This window comes from Streptococcus sp. STC1396, from assembly GCF_058933875.1.
The window spans coordinates 24,080-42,247 of sequence record NZ_JBZYCU010000016.1 but is presented as its reverse complement, the minus strand read 5'-3'; the positions used below and the strand labels follow the sequence as shown (position 1 = coordinate 42,247).

17 protein-coding genes and 1 CRISPR repeat array are annotated in these 18,168 nt (G+C 45.1%); of the genes, 2 read left to right on the top strand and 15 right to left on the bottom strand.

Translation table 11 applies throughout. From position 1 onward, the window contains the following. Positions 1 to 125: 125 nt before the first annotated feature. Positions 126 to 770 (top strand): glycerol-3-phosphate 1-O-acyltransferase PlsY, encoded by a 645-nt coding sequence (plsY, locus tag AC5FEC_RS07010; RefSeq protein ID WP_082757316.1) that lies wholly within the window; start codon positions 126 to 128, stop codon positions 768 to 770. Positions 771 to 949: 179 nt separating this feature from the next. Here the strand turns inward: plsY and nt5e are convergent, their stop codons facing one another. The 9 genes from nt5e to AC5FEC_RS06965 all read right to left on the bottom strand — a co-directional run bounded on the left by nt5e (position 950) and on the right by AC5FEC_RS06965 (position 10,718). After that, positions 950 to 3,082: a cell surface ecto-5'-nucleotidase Nt5e gene (gene nt5e, locus AC5FEC_RS07005; RefSeq protein ID WP_493661735.1), complete on the bottom strand. Its 2,133-nt coding sequence runs from the start codon at positions 3,080 to 3,082 to the stop codon at positions 950 to 952. A gap of 158 nt (positions 3,083 to 3,240) precedes the next feature. Then, positions 3,241 to 4,509, bottom strand: coding sequence for a dihydroorotase (locus AC5FEC_RS07000; protein WP_493661734.1), 1,269 nt, complete (start codon positions 4,507 to 4,509; stop codon positions 3,241 to 3,243). Positions 4,510 to 4,521: 12 nt separating this feature from the next. Beyond that, the gene (locus tag AC5FEC_RS06995) at positions 4,522 to 4,986 is read right to left on the bottom strand and encodes an NUDIX hydrolase (RefSeq protein ID WP_002904550.1); all 465 of its coding nucleotides are present in this window, start codon (positions 4,984 to 4,986) and stop codon (positions 4,522 to 4,524) included. 8 nt (positions 4,987 to 4,994) lie between these two features. Then, entirely contained in the window at positions 4,995 to 5,648 is a 654-nt protein-coding gene (locus AC5FEC_RS06990) for a uracil-DNA glycosylase (RefSeq protein WP_148880421.1), read from the bottom strand. A 66-nt stretch (positions 5,649 to 5,714) separates the two neighbouring features. Beyond that, the gene (locus AC5FEC_RS06985; protein ID WP_493661733.1) at positions 5,715 to 7,244 is read right to left on the bottom strand and encodes a glycosyltransferase family 39 protein; all 1,530 of its coding nucleotides are present in this window, start codon (positions 7,242 to 7,244) and stop codon (positions 5,715 to 5,717) included. Between the two features lie 113 nt (positions 7,245 to 7,357). Continuing rightward, positions 7,358 to 7,987, bottom strand: coding sequence for an orotate phosphoribosyltransferase (gene pyrE / locus AC5FEC_RS06980; RefSeq protein WP_493661732.1), 630 nt, complete (start codon positions 7,985 to 7,987; stop codon positions 7,358 to 7,360). Between the two features lie 75 nt (positions 7,988 to 8,062). Then, the gene (gene pyrF, locus AC5FEC_RS06975) at positions 8,063 to 8,755 is read right to left on the bottom strand and encodes an orotidine-5'-phosphate decarboxylase (protein ID WP_037618089.1); all 693 of its coding nucleotides are present in this window, start codon (positions 8,753 to 8,755) and stop codon (positions 8,063 to 8,065) included. Positions 8,756 to 8,960: 205 nt separating this feature from the next. Then, complete coding sequence (locus AC5FEC_RS06970; protein WP_493661731.1) at positions 8,961 to 9,899, bottom strand: dihydroorotate dehydrogenase; 939 nt, start codon at positions 9,897 to 9,899, stop codon at positions 8,961 to 8,963. 12 nt (positions 9,900 to 9,911) lie between these two features. Further along, positions 9,912 to 10,718, bottom strand: coding sequence for a dihydroorotate dehydrogenase electron transfer subunit (locus AC5FEC_RS06965; RefSeq protein ID WP_493661730.1), 807 nt, complete (start codon positions 10,716 to 10,718; stop codon positions 9,912 to 9,914). Between the two features lie 186 nt (positions 10,719 to 10,904). On the opposite strand from AC5FEC_RS06965, the gene AC5FEC_RS06960 reads away from it, so the two are divergent. Next, a complete protein-coding gene (locus AC5FEC_RS06960) occupies positions 10,905 to 11,813 on the top strand; it encodes a LysR family transcriptional regulator (protein WP_037618083.1) in 909 nt (302 codons plus the stop codon). Positions 11,814 to 11,923: 110 nt separating this feature from the next. On the opposite strand, the gene cas6 is transcribed toward AC5FEC_RS06960, so the two are convergent. The 6 genes from cas6 to deoD form a co-directional block, all read right to left on the bottom strand. Continuing rightward, positions 11,924 to 12,658 (bottom strand): CRISPR-associated endoribonuclease Cas6, encoded by a 735-nt coding sequence (gene cas6, locus AC5FEC_RS06955; RefSeq protein ID WP_493661729.1) that lies wholly within the window; start codon positions 12,656 to 12,658, stop codon positions 11,924 to 11,926. Between the two features lie 950 nt (positions 12,659 to 13,608). Beyond that, positions 13,609 to 14,438: a CRISPR direct-repeat array (repeat unit 37 nt; unit sequence GTTTCCGTCCCCTCTCGAGGATTGTGGGGGTTCTAAC). Positions 14,439 to 14,546: 108 nt separating this feature from the next. Then, the gene (cas2, locus tag AC5FEC_RS06950) at positions 14,547 to 14,873 is read right to left on the bottom strand and encodes a CRISPR-associated endonuclease Cas2 (protein WP_493661728.1); all 327 of its coding nucleotides are present in this window, start codon (positions 14,871 to 14,873) and stop codon (positions 14,547 to 14,549) included. Continuing rightward, on the bottom strand, positions 14,860 to 15,879 hold the full coding sequence (cas1, locus tag AC5FEC_RS06945) for a CRISPR-associated endonuclease Cas1 (RefSeq protein ID WP_493661727.1): 1,020 nt from the start codon (positions 15,877 to 15,879) through the stop codon (positions 14,860 to 14,862). The genes cas2 and cas1 overlap by 14 nt, the downstream gene beginning before the upstream one ends. Before the next feature lie 49 nt (positions 15,880 to 15,928). Next, complete coding sequence (locus tag AC5FEC_RS06940; protein WP_493661726.1) at positions 15,929 to 16,666, bottom strand: NAD-dependent protein deacylase; 738 nt, start codon at positions 16,664 to 16,666, stop codon at positions 15,929 to 15,931. Beyond that, positions 16,659 to 17,435 carry a hypothetical protein gene (locus AC5FEC_RS06935; protein ID WP_493661725.1) on the bottom strand — a complete coding sequence of 259 codons (777 nt, stop codon included), beginning with the start codon at positions 17,433 to 17,435 and terminating at the stop codon, positions 16,659 to 16,661. Before AC5FEC_RS06935 ends, AC5FEC_RS06940 begins: the two co-directional genes overlap by 8 nt. 2 nt (positions 17,436 to 17,437) lie before the next feature. Continuing rightward, positions 17,438 to 18,145: a purine-nucleoside phosphorylase gene (gene deoD, locus AC5FEC_RS06930; protein ID WP_015604594.1), complete on the bottom strand. Its 708-nt coding sequence runs from the start codon at positions 18,143 to 18,145 to the stop codon at positions 17,438 to 17,440. Between the last annotated feature and the right edge of the window lie 23 nt (positions 18,146 to 18,168).

The window sequence follows — 18,168 nt, the reverse complement described above, 5'->3', positions numbered from 1 at the left end:
GACCTAGATTTCCACTCAATTAGCTGAAATTCGCCTTAGCTGACGATCGTCAGACTAGACAATTCCTTGAAAATATTCTCAGAATAGTCCTTTGTCCAAACCCCAAATCATGGTATAATGAAATCATGATGAACACGATAATTGGATTAATACTAGCATACTTACTGGGCTCCATTCCGACAGGGTTGTGGATTGGACAGATTTTCTTTAAAAAGAACCTGCGGGAATACGGTAGTGGCAATACTGGCACGACCAATACTTTCCGGATCTTGGGTAAGACGGCTGGCACCGCCACTTTTGTCATTGACTTTTTCAAAGGTACACTGGCAACTCTGCTTCCGCTTTTCCTGCATATTGAGGGGATATCACCACTGATTTTTGGTCTCTTGGCTGTGATTGGTCATACTTTCCCTATCTTTGCGGGCTTTAAAGGGGGCAAGGCTGTAGCGACTAGTGCGGGAGTCGTTCTAGGCTTCTCACCAGCTTTCTTCATCTATCTAATACTTGTCTTTGTGACAACCCTTTATCTGGGAAGTATGATTTCCTTAGCCAGCGTGGTCTCCGCAATCGTGGGCATCCTGTCCGCTTTGCTTTTCCCTGCTTTGGGCTTTCTTTTACCTAGCTATGATCTCCTTTTTACCCTGATTATTATCCTCTTGGCAGCTATTATCATCATTCGCCACCGTGATAATATCCAGCGGATTCGAAATAAAACCGAAAACCTAATCCCTTGGGGCATCAACCTCACTAAGCAAAATCCAAAAAAATGAGAGTGGGACAGAAATCGGTAATTCGTTAGAATTCGATTTCGTCGTCCCACCTCCGCACAGTTGAGTAGGGCTGTAAAAGCTGATGAAATCAGCCTAGTAGAGCCCACTCAACCACTGCGTCTTGCTCGACAATCCAAAAACAATTGAGAGGCTAGGACTTTTGTCCCAGCCTCATTTTTTTAGTCTTTTTGAGTTTTTTTCAGGCTTGCTACGCCGAACGTTCCCAGAACCAGTCCAAAGAGGGAAATAAGGAAAGGATTCTTGCTTCCTGTTTGTGGAAGAGTTTCTTGCTTACTTACTGCTCCTGTAGGACGAACCTGTGCTGGAGCTTGATAGGTCGGCTGGCTCAGGTGAGATGGAACTACTGGATTGTTAGGAGTCGTTGGGGTAGTAGGGCTACTTTGTTCAGGCTTAGAAGCGGCATCATTTGGATTGGTGCCTTGTTTGATCTCCTCGATGTCTGTGTAGCCATCACCATCTGTATCCTTGCTAGCAGACATAGAAATCGTGCGAGAATTTGGATTGATAACTGCATAAGCCGTCAAATCTGCACTTTCCAGATAGTCTGCAAATGCTACGTCCATAGATGGCCCTTCTTCACGTGCACCACCCAGCATGGTATAACCGTCACCACCGGCTGCTAAGAAGTCGTTGGTTGTCAGGTAATAGGTCTTAGCCAGATCAAGAGCCTCATAAGCACCTGTTTCTTTATTCTTGATTTCGATGTGAAGAATACGTTTCTCTGCTGGCAGGGTTGTGTCATAGTAAACTTTAGCACCAGAGACTTGCAGGAAACCGCCGCTTGGCTCTAACAATGGCTGACCGTTTTCATCCAAGACAGGTTTTCCATCTTTTTCTTGAAGGATTGAGCCCAAAGATTTGGCAAACATATCTGCGATATTCTGACCTGTTACCTTGATTTGAGAAATGGTATTTCCAAATGGCAATACAGCAATGACATTTCCCTTAGTGATTGGCTTGTCTTTAGCAATGGTTTCCCGCAGTCCGCCACCGTTGGTCACAGCCAAATCTGTTTTATTGGCAAATCCTGTTTGGCCATATTTGTAAAGGGCATCTGCTACCACATTTCCCAGATTGGTTTCTCGAACGCGGACATTTTCACGATCACCGTTAAGCTCCACAGGGCTATTGGACACGATTACCTTGGCATTTTCTGCATCGTATTTTTCCTTAATCTTCTTGACCATCTCTGCTACAACTGGGTCTGGAGTCGCTTTTTTAGCTATTTCAGCTGAAATTTGCTGAGGATTGCCCAGAAGTTGGTTGGCCTTAAAGGTAACTTTACCGATATTATGTAAGTAGCTGCCAGTCTGGTTGTAGGTCACATTTTCTCCGTAAGTAGTGGACTCAACTGTATGAGAGTGACCATCAATCACGGTAACACGTTTGCCTCTGAGTTTTTCATTTGCAGACAGGGCTGCCGCTAGAGTAGAGCCGCGCCATTCAAGTGGAGTCGTAGTATCGATACCTAAGTGAGCCAGAACAACATAGTTTTTGTAAGTCTTGCCTTCTGCAGCTGCACGTGCTTCGACCTCGTCAATCACCCGATTAACCTCTGTGATTGGATCCACGAAGGTCACACCTTGAATGTTTTTAGGGTGAGTTTTTGTAGCTGTCTCAGGAGTGGTTACCCCGATTACAACAAACTCATCACCTTCTACATTCTTATCCTTGTCTACAATGGTTGAAGCTTGGAAAACACGTGCATTGTTAGCATAAGTATTGGAGCTGAGCAGTGGGAAATTGAGAATTTCTTTGTATTTTTTGGCTTCATCCAAACCAAAGTCAAATTCATGGTTACCAACTGCCATGGCATCATAGCCAATTTCGTTCAGAATCTTCGCACGTTCTTCCCCTTTTGAACTGTTTGAAATTGGCAGACCTTGGAAAGCATCACCTGCATCCACAACGAGAGTTTGAGGATTTTTCGCACGTTCTTCTTTGATGACAGCTGCAAGCTTGGCATCTCCGATAACACCTTTTTCTTCCACGATACGACCGTGTACATCATTTGTGTGAAGAATGGTTGCCTCAGGCAAATTTGCTTCAGGAGCCGCCGCACCTGATGCATCCTGACCATTAGCAGCTATAGCTGCATTTACGCTAGCTTCATCGGCAGATTCACCACTGGTCGGTGCTACTTCAGTTTCAGCTGGCTGTTGAACAGAGTTGCTAAGATTTGACACTGTCGTAGCTGGTTGAACATCATCCGCCGCAACTTGATGGGCCAAAAAGGCAGGCGCCAAAAGGATTGTGGATAAAACAGGTAAAATAAGATGCTTCTTTTTCATCAAAAAGCTCCAATCTATGTTTTTTCTAATATTATACCGTTTTTTTGTAAAAAGTGAATCTTATTTGGTCAGATTTTAACCAAGTCCTCTCTTTTCCTCCATAATAAGAAAAAACGCCCCAAATCTGAAAGGGACGTTGCTATTCTGCAAATTTAAACTTAGGCTTGGAAGACAATTTCTCCATCGCAGATGGTATATTTGACTTGACCTTTGAGTTCTTCACCAACAAAAGGTGAGTTGGCTGCTTTAGATGCAAAGTGATCGGAGACTAAGCGGTCAGCTTTAGGATCGAAAATAGTGATGTCAGCTGGACCTTCTTCGGCCAGAAAACCAGCATTAAAATCATAGAGACTAGCTGGATTGACCGTCATTTTCTCTAACAGTTGCATGAGGCTAAGGTGCCCTGCTTCCACCAGATAGGTCAGCCCCAGAGAAAGCGAGGTTTCAAGACCAGTCATACCAGACGGCGCCTTGGTAATATCCGCCACATTTTTCTCATCAGCATGGTGAGGTGCGTGGTCCGTTGCAATAACGGAAATGACACCCGATTTGAGCCCTTCAATGACACCCATACGGTCAGATTCCAACCGCAAAGGCGGATTCATCTTAGCACTGCTGCCCTTGGTCAACAGCAGAGACTCAGTCTTGGAGAAGTGCTGAGGTGCTGCTTCTGCCGTTACCTGAGCCCCCAGTTTTTGGGCAAACTCGACAACCTTGACACTTTCTGCCTTAGATAGATGCTGGATATGGACATGAGCTTTGGCATCATAGGCAATCATGACATCACGGGCAATCATACTGTATTCAGCCACACCTGTCGCCCCGCAAAAATTAAAATGCTCTTTGGCGATATGTTCATTGAAGCCCAGAATACCGTTGAGTCCTGGATCTTCCTCATGCAGACAAATAAAGGTCTTGTTTTTTCTGGCTTCGATCAAGGCTTCTCGAAGAACCTTTGAACTTTCCAAAGGAATCCCGTCATCTGAGAAGCCAACGGCACCAGCAGCCAAGAGAGCTTTGAAATCTGTCAAATGCTGGCCATCGAAATTCTCAGTAATGGTCGCGACCGACTTGATATGAATATTTTCACGACTAGCAGACTCCAGCACTTCCTGCAGGGTTTCAACTGTAGAAATAGTCGGATTGGTATTGGCCATCATAACGACCGTTGTAAAACCGCCCGCTGCCGCTGCCAAAGCTCCTGTGTGAATGTCTTCCTTATGAGTCTGACCCGGCTCCCGAAAATGAACGTGAATGTCAACCAGACCGGGGGCAACGACCAAACCACTGGCATCTAGAACTTGGGCATCAGTCGCTTCCAGATTTTGGCCGATTTTGACAATGTTCTTGCCCTCCACCAGCACATCACACACTTGATCTAGACCAGACTTAGGATCCATTACACGGCCATTCTTGATTAATAGCATTTTTTATCTCCTTTATTCGTAAAAATCGACCTGCGTGTCGAGCAGTTTATCACCATCATAAACAAATTTGGCTGAAAAGAAGGGCTTATCCTCCAGCAGCCATTCAACAAAGGTATGATCCCCTTCCCAAGTTGGCTTGGACAAAACCTGATCGTAAGGCACCCATTCCAGCGTCCCTTCATTGCAATCAATCAACTCTCCTTCAAACTCCGTCACCTTGAAAACATAGGTGTACCAGTCCAAGTCGGGAGTGAATTCTGGAAAAGTAATAACACCTTTTAGGACAGGCTTGGCCTTTAGCCCTGTTTCCTCTAAAATTTCGCGAGCAGCGCATTCCTGCGGGGTTTCTCCCCGCTCTAGCTTGCCACCGACACCAATCCATTTCCCAGCATGGACATCGTTGGGCTTTTTGTTGCGGTGCAACATGAGAAACTCCCGACCATTATCAATATAACAAATCGTTGCTAACTGAACCATACTACCTCCTATGCTAACCAATTGATAGGCTCCAAGCCTTTAGTAACTAAAAACTCATTGGTGCGGGAAAAGGGTTTACTGCCAAAAAAGCCACGGTAAGCAGATAGCGGACTTGGATGAGCCGACTCAATAATCAAATGTTGGGAATTACTAATCAAAGCTTTTTTCTTGCGGGCGTAAGAACCCCAGAGTATAAAGACAACCGGATCTGACTTTGCATTAACGACCTTAATAATGGCATCCGTAAAAGGCTCCCAAATCAAGCCGGCATGAGCGTTGGCTTGGCCAGCAGGCACTGTCAGTCCAGCATTGAGCAAGAGAACTCCTTGCTGGGCCCATGAAGTCAAATCATGCGACTCTTTCACTCCGATATCATCAGCCAGTTCTTTGAGAATATTCTGCAAAGAAGGCGGTGCTGGAATGTCATCAGGGACCGAAAAACTCAAGCCCTGCGCCTGTCTCGGTCCGTGGTAGGGATCCTGCCCTAAAATAACCACCTTAACATCCGCCAAATCCGTCGTCTGAATGGCATTAAAAACCTTGTCGCGAGGTGGGTAAATGGTTCCTGAAGCATAAACTTCGTCTAAAAAATGATTGATTTTTGCAAAATAACCTTCTGGCAGCTGCTCCTTAATCAAAGCGTGCCAAGCTGAATGCTGCATCTTCTCTCCTTTTTATTTTACATTCTATGTTTACGAGCAAGGGATGACAATAGGTCTCCTTAGACCTCATTTTTTCCAAAATTTCATGCGAGTCAAGTCTAGCGGATACTGAGTTAAGCCCACAGCTGACAGAATTAGAATTTGCGGCAGAAACTGAATCAGATACCGGGTCTTCCCTCCTTCAAAAATCTGTAAAAAGAGCAAACCTCCAAAGACTGCCAAAATTAAGAAATTCAAAGAGTCATCTGGTCGGTATTTCCAAAGGGCAAAGACAAGCCCCAAAGCCATAATAATCCAAACCACCTGCTTGAGCAGCGAATAAAAACGATAACTATCTTTATCGGAATTCAGGAAAAAATCACGAATAAACTGAGCAAGTCTATTGTCTTTTGTGCTTTCATAAAGCGGTGAAATATAGGGCGTTTTTTCATGTTCAACACTCCTATAAAGCCAGCCCAAGTTGCCTTCGGCAACCGTCAAAGATTGCTTATAATACAGGTGTTGAAGAAAAGTCAGCGGTGTATATTCCTTCAGGCGACGCTTGATTTCCTTAATGACATTTTCGGTAGCAAACATTCCATTATTGTAGTCAGCTCGCTTGTCAGGATCAACATATTGCAAAAGACCTTCTTTCATATCTTCTTGATTGTGTCCGATAAAGGTCAGGCCTAGATTGACAAAAAGTAGCGGCCCTTTGGCCAGTCCTTTCCCTTGGATAATCGGCACTTCTGTCTGATGAGCTAGACCGTAATGAAGGGGAAGATAGCTAGCAGAAAAACCAAGGCCGAATACCGCCGCAGTCAAGAAAAACTTTTTCCAGTTTTTTCTCAAAAAAAGCACTCCCAAAGCAGCAATCATCAAAATCATCACTGTCGGACGAATCAGAAAGGCAAGACTGGTCAGAATTCCTAGCAAGAGGCTTCTGCCAATGATTTGTCTGGTTTTTTCCTGATTTTTGAGTAAACCAAGAGCCAGAAAAATCTGCAAACTAATTAAAGGCAGAGGGGGAATATCAGTATACATGGACATGTAATAAGGTGAAAATCCGACCAGAGCCACATAGAGGGTAAATGTCACATCTGCTACAGTCTGAGAAAAATATCTCTGACAGCCTTTGTAGAGGATCCAAGCCGCAATATTGACATAAAAAAGATTGAGTCCCTGCATAATCCAGAGAGCTGCTTCTCCAAAAAGGTTGAAGAAAAAACGCTCATAGAGAAAGAGGGGCAGATTATTGGGATTGCGCGTCAGATAGCTGGAAATAGATGACTCCTTCAGGTACTTGAAAGCCCCTGTAAAAACTACCGCTGCATCCCGTCTAATCAAAAGCTCAGCCGATAAGAGCACGATGATCTGAAAAAGAAGAGCTGCAAACGCTATGGCAAGCTTATTCCGCATTAGAAATTGATAGCACTTTTTAAGTTGAATGCGATAATGAACTGCGAAAACAGCTACAATTCCAAAAATAATCAGAGCCAGACTATTCAAATAAGCCAAATAGACACCGAAACCAATAGCTGTAAACAACCAATGGAGACTTAGCACCAGCATGATTTTTTGCAGGATCGAAAAAGTGACATGATAAATCTTAGACATAGCTTCATTATAACAAAATCAAGGTTTTTTTGCTATTTTAAAAAGTGAACGACATCAAAAATCATCCCTAAAAAGGAGACAGGGACATCCTCGTCCCGCCTCCTCGTACCTTCTTAATTTTGCCAATTTTCTTGATCGTCTTTGAACTTCTTCAGCAAAGCCAATCCTTCTGCATTGATGTAGCCTTCTTGCTCAGCCAAGTGGATAAGCTCTGTATAGTTTGACAAGGTCACCAACTTCACGCCTGCATCTGCAAAGTTCTTATCCGCCTTCGGCAATTCGTAGGTGAAAATGGCTGCAGCACCGATCACATCCGCTCCTTCACGCTTGGCTGCCGTAATAGCATCCAAGACAGACCCACCAGTGGAAATCAAATCTTCAATCACAACTACCTTTTGACCAGGAGCGACACGCCCTTCAATCTGATTACCCGCCCCGTGATCTTTTGGTTTGCTGCGGATATAAGCAAAAGGTAGATTCATCTTGTCGGCGATGATAGCCCCGTGAGGAATGCCTGCTGTTGCCGTACCCGCAATCACTTCCACATCAGGAAATTCTGCACGAATCTTTTCGACAAAGCCATTTTCAATCAAAGTCCGAGTTTCTGGGTAGGCCAAAGTCACTCGGTTATCTGTGTAAATCGGTGATTTGATCCCAGAAGCCCAAGTGAAAGGCTCCTCTGGTTTCAAGTAAACTGCTTTGATTTTCAACAAGTCACGTGCAATATCGTTGGCTAAAGTCATTTCTTACTCCTTATACATCTGTTTTTTAAGCTATTCGTCTCGTTTGACGGTTTCATTTGAAAGTCTTATTCTTGCTTAGCTGTTCCACTGCCTCTTAATTTCATGATAGGCATCCCAAGGATTTTCAGCCTGAATAATTGGCCGACCCACTACAATATAATTGCTGCCAATCTGATGGGCTTCCTGTGGCGTCATAACCCGCTTTTGGTCACCGATTTCAGCACCTGCCGGCCGGATACCTGGCGTCACGCAAAGAAAATCGTCCGCCGTAGCTTCCTTGATGAGCTCAACTTCCAAGGCTGAACAAACAACCCCATCCAGCCCAGCTTCCTTGGCTTTGCGGGCATAATTTACCACCGATTCCTGCACGGTCGTTTGGATATTTTGACAGTCGCGCATGTCTTCTTCACTGGTCGAAGTCAACTGGGTCACTGCTACCAATTTAGCATTGTCGCCGAGAACTTTTTTGGCCTCCCGCATCATCTCAACACCGCCAGCTGCATGAACTGTCACCATATCAATGCCGAATGTTCCCAAAACAGACATAGCTGAACGCACGGTATTAGGGATATCGTGCAATTTCAAATCGAGGAAAATACTATGTCCCAAACCTTTCAGATAATGCACAATTTCTGGACCAATGGCATAAAAGAATTCCATGCCGATTTTGACGTAAAGTTTTTCATCTTCAGGAAAATGCTCCAGGAAGTTTTTGACATCATCAAAGGATGGAAAGTCTAGGGCGATAATGGGACGTTCTTCACGCATGAGGTAGGTTCTCCTTATTATTTACTAAAAATAGCAATGATTTAAAATCATAGAAAAAACCTTGCCCGAGAGCAAGGTTACACGAAAATTAGGCAGAATCTGCCATTTTAAACGTATGCGCCTTAGAGCCTCTCTGGACTTCTTTAAAGGTTTTATCTTAAACATTCTATAATTTACTGGGAAGTTTGTCAAGAGAAAATCGAGCTTAAAGTAAATTTTCTCTGACTTCTTTTCTCAAGCTTTCTAGGTTTTCAATGCCATATTTATCCATGACTTGCGGCAACTTTTCTATGATGTTGGGGCAGGCATATGGATCGGTAAAATTCGCCGTTCCGACACCGATAGCTGATGCACCGGCGATAAACATCTCCAGCGCCGCCTCTGCCGAGTCAACTCCGCCCATGCCAATGATTGGCAGTTTGGTGAACTGAGCAACCTGACGAATCAACTTGAGCGCAACAGGAAAGACAGCTGGGCCAGACATACCACCCGTTCCATTGGCAATGATTGGCCGCTTCGTTTTCAAATCGAAACGCATTCCCACCAAGGTATTGATCATGGTCAGTCCGCTCGCGCCCGCATCTTCTGCCGCCTTGGCCACTTGAGTAATATCTGCTACGCTGGGGGTCAATTTGACATAGACTGGGACTTGGGAGGCAGCAACTGCTGCTTTTACTGCTTCATAAGCTAGCTCAGGGACTTGCCCGATTAAAAGCCCCGCATTGCCATGGTCTACATTGGGGCAGGAAATATTGAGCTCAATTGCCTTGACATTGGGAGCTTGGGAGATTTTTCCAGATACATAAGCATATTCTTCATTGGAAAAACCGGCCACATTGGCAATAATCGGCAAATCTGGATAATGCTTGGCCAGCCAAGGAAGTTTTTCAGCCAAAACGGCATCTACACCTGGATTTTGGAGACCGATAGCATTGAGCATGCCAGCTGGCGTCTCAGCCACACGGGGCGTTGGATTGCCAAAGCGGGGATGTTGCGTCGTCGCTTTGATCATGATAGAGCCCAGTAGATCCAAGTCATAGTATTTGGCATATTCTTGACCGAAGCCAAAACAACCTGAAGCTGGAATGATTGGATTTTTTAGCTCTAAGCCTGGCAGAGAAATTTTTAAACGATTTTCAGTCATTTCCTTATCCTCCTAAAGCACGATGGTTCCAGTCTCAAAAACTGGTCCGTCTTCGCAGACCCGCTTATTAACTGCTTCATCCTGACCTGCTACATGAACGACGCAGGCATAGCAGGCGCCCATGCCACAAGCCATCCGTGACTCCATTGATAGATAAGCATGGGGATGATCATGAAATTTTCGATCCACATACTGGAGCATACCGGGCGCCCCGCAGGAATAGACCGCAGCAAACTCATCTGTCAGCTCGTCGACAATGGTTGATACATAGCCCTTTTGACCATAAGTGCCATCATCTGTGGTGATAAATAACTGACTACACTCACGAAATTCTTCTTCCAAAATAACCGCAGATTGATTGGCAAAGCCTAATACTGCTGTAACGTGGGCACCCTTAGCATGCAGTTCTTTGGCCGTTTGCAAAAGAGGAGGTACACCGATACCACCACCAATAATCAAGACCTTGTCCCCCTTTTCTACCGGAGACAAATCAAAGCCATTTCCCTGAGGCCCCATGACATCGAGGTAACTACCGACAGGAAGCTGAGAGAAAATGGCCGTCCCGCCACCTTCGACCCGATAGATAATCCGGCAGATTTGCTGCTCTCGGTCAATCTCCGATATGGAAATCGGACGCCGCAACAACTTGCTATCATCTGGCACTCGGATATGCAGGAATTGCCCGACCTGCATCTGGCTCACCATCTGGCCTCTCAGACGCATCGAAAAAATCTGAGGCGCAATTTCTACTTGATCCAGCAGCTCCATTTGCTCCAGCATAACCTTGCCAAATCTCTTTTTACAGTTTTCGCTAACCATGATACCCTCTTTCTCCTTATATGATAAAAACCTCGCCACAGCAAGGTTTTACAAAAGAAAGGCACTTGGGCCTTCTGTTCTTTTTCCGTTTCCTTGCAGTCTCTCTGGACTTCCTTAAAGGTTGAATTTAAAATATTTTACAACTTAAACCGTGTTTTGTCAATGCTAATATGATAAAATAGACCTATGAGAATTCAACAATTACACTATATTATCAAAATCGTCGAGACTGGCAGCATGAACGAAGCTGCCAAGCAACTTTTTATCACCCAGCCTAGCCTATCCAATGCCGTGCGGGATCTAGAAAATGAAATGGGTATTAACATCTTCATCCGCAATCCCAAAGGCATTACCCTGACCAAGGACGGTATGGAGTTTCTTTCTTATGCCCGCCAAGTGGTAGAGCAGACCCAGCTTCTGGAGGAACGCTATAAGAACCCGGTTGCCAATCGCGAGCTTTTCAGCGTTTCGTCCCAGCACTATGCCTTTGTGGTCAATGCCTTTGTGTCTCTCCTCAAAAAGAGCGACATGGAAAAATACGAACTCTTCCTGCGGGAGACTCGGACTTGGGAAATCATTGACGATGTGAAAAACTTCCGCAGCGAAATCGGTGTGCTCTTCCTTAACAGCTATAACCGCGATGTCTTATCCAAAATGCTGGACGACAGCCATCTGATCGCGACCCATCTCTTCACGGCTCAGCCCCATATCTTTGTCAGCAAGTCCAATCCGCTGGCCAAGAAGAAACTGGTACAACTGTCCGACTTGGAGAATTTCCCTTATCTCAGCTATGACCAAGGTACGCACAATTCCTTCTACTTTTCAGAAGAAATCCTTTCGCAGGAGCACCACAAAAAGTCTATCGTGGTCAGCGACCGTGCAACCCTCTTTAACCTCCTGATCGGTCTAGATGGTTACACCATCGCGACCGGTATTCTCAACAGCAACCTCAACGGTGATAATATCGTCTCTATCCCTCTGGACATCGATGACCCGATCGAGCTGGTCTATATCCAGCACGAAAAAGCCAGCCTGTCCAAGATGGGAGAGCGCTTTATCGAATATCTGATCGAGGAAGTACAGTTTGATAAATAAAGTAAAACACCTAGAAGCAGACACTTCATGCAAGCTCTAGGTGTTTTTTCTATTTTTGAGACTTGGTTTTCCTGTCAGGTTTATCAGATGGGAGGAAGGTTGAGAGTCACTCAATCTTTTCTTTCTTCAATTCTCATCCCTCCCATTCCTAGGCTACACTTTGTACCGACTCCGGCATACTCACCGAATCTTAGGAGCATCTGCGCATAAGCTTTTAGTGTGGATGCTCCCTTTACCTGTATCGTCACCCTGCCTTCAAAGGCGGGGTATTTTCGTCCATGAATTGGAAAATAATGACTTTTTAGATGATAGCTGGTGATTTGGCTATGGTCTGCTAAAAACTGTAGGGTCTCCTCTTCGATTTCCGCTCTCCCTTCCACCAGTCGACTGTATTTTTGCATCAAACTTTGAAAAATCAGGCGCGTGTCTGGAAATAGCACAAACTGCCCCTGACGCTTAAAGGTCGTTGGCGTATAAAAATGGACGCGTATCAGGTGGGAGGCATCATCATCTTGGTAAATATCCAGCAAGGTCTGCTGGGACAAGGAGTGGATTTCCACCTTTTTGACAAGGATTTCCTCAGCATAGCTCTCTAGCTTGATGGTTTCCAGGTTTAATAAAGGAGCTAGCATTTGCTGTTCCGCCTCTTCTGAAAGCAAATTGACAACCCACACCGACTCATCGCGCGTGGAGCACAGATTCAGCGAGTAGGGATTGGTCTCCTGCTCATGGAGAAAGGTCGCAAAGTCTGGTGAAATCTGCGCCATCAAAAAGCCCTGAAGCTTACTGACCAATTCTTCGTCTTTTAGTCTTGTCTTTGATAAATGTAACTCTACTTTCTTCACACGCTCTCCTCTCTATACTGCAAAAGCGCCCGAAAAAGGCAAAAGTATGTTTCACCGATTTCATGGCGCCCTTTAGAACGATTATTATTTACTGAGCTTATTATATCAAATTCTGAAAGCGTTGTCAATATTTTTGAAGCGTTTAAAAAAGCTTAAGCAGTCAGGATCCTTCTTTCTTGGCAAAGCAAGAAGCTGAGGGAAAGTAAAAAAGCCCCCATCTACTCCGTACCCTCTCGAGGATTGTGGGGGTTCTAACGTTCTCGAAGGTGTATCTTACTCTACTGCTTCTAAGTTTCCATCCCCTCTCAAGGATTGTGGGGGTTCTAACGAAATTGACTAGTATTATAAAATCTTTTCATTATACGTTTCTATCCCCTCTCGAGGATTAGGGGGGCTCTAACCTATGATTGACTATTTTAAAAAACTTTCTAATCGTGTTTCCATCCCCTCTCGAGGATTGTGGGGGTTCTAACACTCGAAAAAATCTATAGTCGGGCGGACTTTAAAAGGTTTCCGTCCCCTCGCGAGGATTTTGGGGGGTCTAACCTAATACATGGCTATTGTAGGTTTAAAAATGGTTACATTTCCGTCCCCTCGCGAGGATTTGGGGGGGGCTAACAAACCTATATCAGTGTTTGGTGGACTAGAATCTTTTTTAGTTTCCGTACCCTCTCGAGGTTTAGGGGGAATCTAACGTAAAAACTACAAAATTGGTTGGAAGCGTGAAAGTCGGGTTTCCGTCCCCTCACGAGGATTAGGGGGTTCTAACGGTTCCATCCGCACCCAGCAGACGGTCTACGAGCAGTTTCCGTACCCTCGCGAGGTATATGGAAGAGTCTAGCTCAAGTTCTTTAATTCGATGATAACCTATAAAACTTATATTTCCGTCCCCTCGCGAGGATTGGGGAGGTCTAACATACCACAAAGGAGATAGAGAGTGAACAAAGCTAAGTTTCCGTGCCCTCTCGAGGATTGGGGGGGTTCTAACATTGAGAGAATAACAGAAAAGCAAAAAAGAGATCGGTTTCCATCCCCTCTCGAGGATTGGGGGGGGTCTAACAGTTGTTAATGTATCTAGAGGTATTCCTAAATACGTTTCCATCCCCTCTCGAGGATTGGGGGGGTCTAACGGAGTCCCCCAAAATCGGGAACGTGTGTTTATTATGTTTCCGTCCCCTCTCGAGGATTTTGGGGGGTCTAACAAAATGGCTTTTCTGAAGTAACAGCCAAGGAATTGAGTTTCCGTCCCCTCTCGAGGATTTTGGGGGTTCTAACAAAAAGGTAGCCTTAACAGGAACATCTGGTTATAGTTTCCGTCCCCTCTCGAGGATTTTGGGGGTTCTAACGCAATCGATCATAAGCATTATATTGAAGAATGTATTAGTTTCCGTCCCCTCTCGAGGATTGTGGGGGTTCTAACACATTCAAGAAAATCTATCCGTCGAGGGGAACTGTTTCCGTCCCCTCTCGAGGATTGTGGGGGTTCTAACGTAAAAGATTTTACAGATGAAATAAATGATTTATTGTTTCCGTCCCCTCTCGAGGATTGTGGGGGTTCTAACGCGTGTCCCGCCGTACTCAGGATTCTGCTAGGTACGTTTCCGTCCCCTCTCGAGGATTGTGGGGGTTCTAACGCAGCACGATACCGCCTAGCCTTAAAATCACGCTATGTTTCCGTCCCCTCTCGAGGATTGTGGGGGTTCTAACCAATCAGAATGGTCCCCACGCTCTGCATGGCCGTCAGTTTCCGTCCCCTCTCGAGGATTGTGGGGGTTCTAACAGCATATCTTGTATAAAGACTCAGAAGAGCCCCACCACATCTTGTACCCCTTAGAAACTAGCTAAAACCTTAACTCCATTATACCACCTCTCGCTCAGAAATAACAGCTTAAAAGAACAAAATATCGTCTAGCAACTCCGCGCCATCATAAGGATTAAAAACAACCCTTTCTTCCTTGTTCCCCAGATAGATAATGATATTATCCCCTTCTTCTGCCTGATAAAAGGCCCTCAGCTCCCTCACAAGGCAGTCAAAGTCCAGCTTATCAAGAGCCAGCTCAAAGCAGGAACGCTGAACTCTCACGCCATAGCCTTCTAAAAGCTTTGATAGCTTCAAGCGTCGCTTATGGCTCACGATATCATAAATGACCAGACAAAATTTCGTTTTCTTTCTGGCAAACTCTTTTTCATCATCATCAAGATTAAAGAAGACCATCTTTCCCTCCTCCCGTATAGCTAGACACATACTCAGCTGGATCCAAGGCTTCAAAGCTTCGGATCAAGGATTTGATTTGCTGATCCGCCGCATATAGAAAAGTGTAGCGGTTCTTATCCAGCTCGACATAGTGATGAATCTCCAAGATCCTCTCCCTCATAGCCCGAGAAAAAATCTCGATTCCTTCAGGCGTCAAAAAGATACCATCTTCCTTTTCAATGAAATGCTCTTCAAGAATTTCCTGACGGTTGACCAGCCCCAGCACCGTATCATCCACGATCACCGGCCGCCATTCCTCCATCAAGTCACTCGCCAAGACAGCATGATGGTCATGTGGCTGATGCATCACTCCAAAGCCCAAGCTCAGACCATTCTTGCGAATCAAGCCCATAAAGCAAGAATAAAGAATAGAGTAGCCAAAGTTTAGCAGGGTATTAAACTTGTCCATAGCTGGCCTCCGACTCCGACCAGAAAAATGAAAACCATCAATGACCAGTAAGTTCAAGAGGTAAAAGTAGGATTTTGCCAGTCGCCCTTCGATTCCCATAATCTCTGCAATGCTTCTAGCTTGCTCGATATGTACCATCCCATCACTAAAGCGTTTGAAATCCTCCTGATCCAGCAGGTCATTTTCGTCAAAAGCCTGGAGCAGATTGAGCTGATTGCCTATCTTAGCGGCAGCGATTTTCCGAGCGATGCCCAAGCAAAAATCCGCATCAAAAGAAGCCCGAGCCTGACTACGCTGCTTTTCAAAATCTTCCTTCCTAAAGGAATCAAGGGAAAATAGAAACTCGCCCTTGCTCGAGAAATAGAATACAAAAATATCTCTAGTGGCCAAGGCTTTCAGTAGCTGAGTAGACAGCTGTGCATTGCCAAAGACCAAGATATTGTCAATCAGATTGAAGGAAATTTCCTTCAGTAAGATGTGCTCCTCATTTCGCACAAGCACACGCTGCTCCCTCACCGACAAGCTACAAGACGAATGTTGAATATATAAATCAGCCATAAAATCCTAAATATCTCTCACAAATAAACTTTCCCATTGAAAAACTCTTTTAGTCTCCCTGTCTCAACTGCGCAAACACTTCCCCAATCTTGCCTTCGATGACGAGGTCAGCTTGCTTGTCCTGCGGAATGCTGGTCTTGTTGATGACGACCAGATGCTTGCCAGCAAAGTACTGGATGAGGCTAGCTGCAGGATAGACCACCAAGGAGGTTCCCCCGATGATCAGCAGGTCGGCTTGATGAATGGCCTGCGCGGCTTGCTGAAAAGTCTCCATATCCAAAGGCTCTTCATAGAGGGTCACATCAGGCTTGATCACGCCGCCGCAGTCAGGGCAGTAAGGCACTGTTCCAGGCAGAGCTAGAAATGCCGCCAAATCGTAAAATCGCTGACAGTCTAGACAGAAATTCCTATCCGCACTGCCGTGCAACTTGAGGACATTTTTTGAACCAGCCATTTCGTGCAGACTATCAATATTTTGCGTCACCACAGCCTTGAGCTTGCCGGTCTTCTCCAAATGAGCCAGATAGGCATGAGCCACATTGGGCTTGGCATCCGGATAGAGCAGGTATTTCTTGTAAAAGTCGAAAAACTCCTGCGGATAGCGCTCAAACATGGTATGCGAAACTAGCTGCTCTGCCGTAAAATGCCGCCCCAGCTTGACACTATAAATGCCATCCGAACTGCGAAAGTCAGGGATATTAGACTCAGTCGAGACACCCGCCCCACCGAAAAAGACGATATTCTGACTTTGGTCAATCATGCCTTGCAACTGCTGTATTTTATCCATTTTCCTCTCCTGTCAATAAAGCTCTAACCAAGCGATTTGCCTCATCAAAATAAAAATGTTCCCGATCGTAGACAATCCCTGTGAAGCGTGCCAAATCCACCAAAATCTCCATAAAATGCTGGGATGAAAAGCCAGTTGTCCGATATAATTCTGCCTCATCAAAGGGCTTAATCAGATGAGCCAGCGGATTTCGGACTGACTTTTCCAACTCACGCAGCTGTCTGACCTCTTCCTTGACAGACTCTGGCAGATCTAAGCACAGAATCAACTCTGTCAGACTGGACGAATTGACCGTGCTTTCTGCATGAAAATCTTGCAAGACTGCATAATCTGACTCTCGCATCCGTTCAAACTTCCAGCGGTCATAGCTGGCTTCACGAGAATTATGGATAAAGTGCTCAATATCAGGAATTTCCAGCTTAATCAAGCGCATGAAAATCCGATAAATCGCTGGGCTGACTGCTCGAATGAAGTCAATAATCTGCTCATTGCGCAGCTTGGCTTCCAAATCGTAGAGATAGTTGGCCAGCTGTTCGTCAGCCAAATCGGTATGACAAAAAAGCTGAAAACCACTTTGCATCTGCAAAGCAGTCTTCAACTCTTCATCCATGGCTGGCAGAATATTGAGCTCTCTGCGCTCTACCAGAATATGCAACAATTTTGTCAAAAGGGGTGAACCGTTTATCAACTGTTGCGCCAGCTTATAGGCATAAGCATAGTCATAACGGGAAATCGCAAAGAGAATTTCCTCTTTTAAATCTAGATTCATGCTTAATCAATCAAGGTTTCCAGACCAACCTTCATCATATCGGTGAAGGTATTTTGACGTTCCTCAGCCGTCGTATCCTCGTCTGGATTGACCAAACTATCAGAAATAGTCATGATGGCAAGCGCATCTACTTGGTGCTGAGCAGCCAGATAGTAAAGGGCTGCAGCTTCCATTTCGACCGCTTTCACACCCCATTTACCCAGCTCGATATTTTTTTCAAAATAGTTGGAATAGAAGACGTCTGATGACAAAACATTTCCGACATGGGTCGTCATGCCTAGATCTTTAGCGATATGATAAGCCTTGTCCAGCAAGTCAAAGCTAGCAATCTGCGGAAAATCATACTGAGGCCAGTCATTGCGGATAATGTTTGAGTTGGTCGCAGCCGCTTGAGCCAGAACCAATTCACGAACGTGAACATCTGCATTGAGCGAACCAGCCGTTCCCACACGAATCAGCTTTTTCACACCGTAGTCCACAATCAGCTCACGTGCATAGATGGAAATCGATGGCATTCCCATCCCTGTTCCCATGACAGAAACCCGCTGACCCTTATAGGTACCAGTGTAGCCGAACATGTTCCGAACTTCATTGAAGCAAACGGCATCTTCTAGGAAATTCTCCGCAATAAATTTAGCCCGCAGCGGGTCCCCCGGCAAAAGGATTTTATCAGCAATCTCACCTTGTTTAGCAGCAATATGGATAGACATAATTTATGATACAAAGAGCGACA

Excerpts from the sequence above, each read along its gene's own strand:
- plsY (WP_082757316.1), top strand. The coding sequence starts at position 126 with ATGATGAACACGATAATTGGATTAATACTAGCATACTTACTGGGCTCC.
- nt5e (WP_493661735.1), bottom strand. The coding sequence starts at position 3,082 with ATGAAAAAGAAGCATCTTATTTTACCTGTTTTATCCACAATCCTTTTG.
- AC5FEC_RS07000 (WP_493661734.1), bottom strand. The coding sequence starts at position 4,509 with ATGCTATTAATCAAGAATGGCCGTGTAATGGATCCTAAGTCTGGTCTA.
- AC5FEC_RS06995 (WP_002904550.1), bottom strand. The coding sequence starts at position 4,986 with ATGGTTCAGTTAGCAACGATTTGTTATATTGATAATGGTCGGGAGTTT.
- AC5FEC_RS06990 (WP_148880421.1), bottom strand. The coding sequence starts at position 5,648 with ATGCAGCATTCAGCTTGGCACGCTTTGATTAAGGAGCAGCTGCCAGAA.
- AC5FEC_RS06985 (WP_493661733.1), bottom strand. The coding sequence starts at position 7,244 with ATGTCTAAGATTTATCATGTCACTTTTTCGATCCTGCAAAAAATCATG.
- pyrE (WP_493661732.1), bottom strand. The coding sequence starts at position 7,987 with ATGACTTTAGCCAACGATATTGCACGTGACTTGTTGAAAATCAAAGCA.
- pyrF (WP_037618089.1), bottom strand. The coding sequence starts at position 8,755 with ATGCGTGAAGAACGTCCCATTATCGCCCTAGACTTTCCATCCTTTGAT.
- AC5FEC_RS06970 (WP_493661731.1), bottom strand. The coding sequence starts at position 9,899 with ATGACTGAAAATCGTTTAAAAATTTCTCTGCCAGGCTTAGAGCTAAAA.
- AC5FEC_RS06965 (WP_493661730.1), bottom strand. The coding sequence starts at position 10,718 with ATGGTTAGCGAAAACTGTAAAAAGAGATTTGGCAAGGTTATGCTGGAG.
- AC5FEC_RS06960 (WP_037618083.1), top strand. The coding sequence starts at position 10,905 with ATGAGAATTCAACAATTACACTATATTATCAAAATCGTCGAGACTGGC.
- cas2 (WP_493661728.1), bottom strand. The coding sequence starts at position 14,873 with ATGGTCTTCTTTAATCTTGATGATGATGAAAAAGAGTTTGCCAGAAAG.
- cas1 (WP_493661727.1), bottom strand. The coding sequence starts at position 15,879 with ATGGCTGATTTATATATTCAACATTCGTCTTGTAGCTTGTCGGTGAGG.
- AC5FEC_RS06940 (WP_493661726.1), bottom strand. The coding sequence starts at position 16,666 with ATGGATAAAATACAGCAGTTGCAAGGCATGATTGACCAAAGTCAGAAT.
- AC5FEC_RS06935 (WP_493661725.1), bottom strand. The coding sequence starts at position 17,435 with ATGAATCTAGATTTAAAAGAGGAAATTCTCTTTGCGATTTCCCGTTAT.
- deoD (WP_015604594.1), bottom strand. The coding sequence starts at position 18,145 with ATGTCTATCCATATTGCTGCTAAACAAGGTGAGATTGCTGATAAAATC.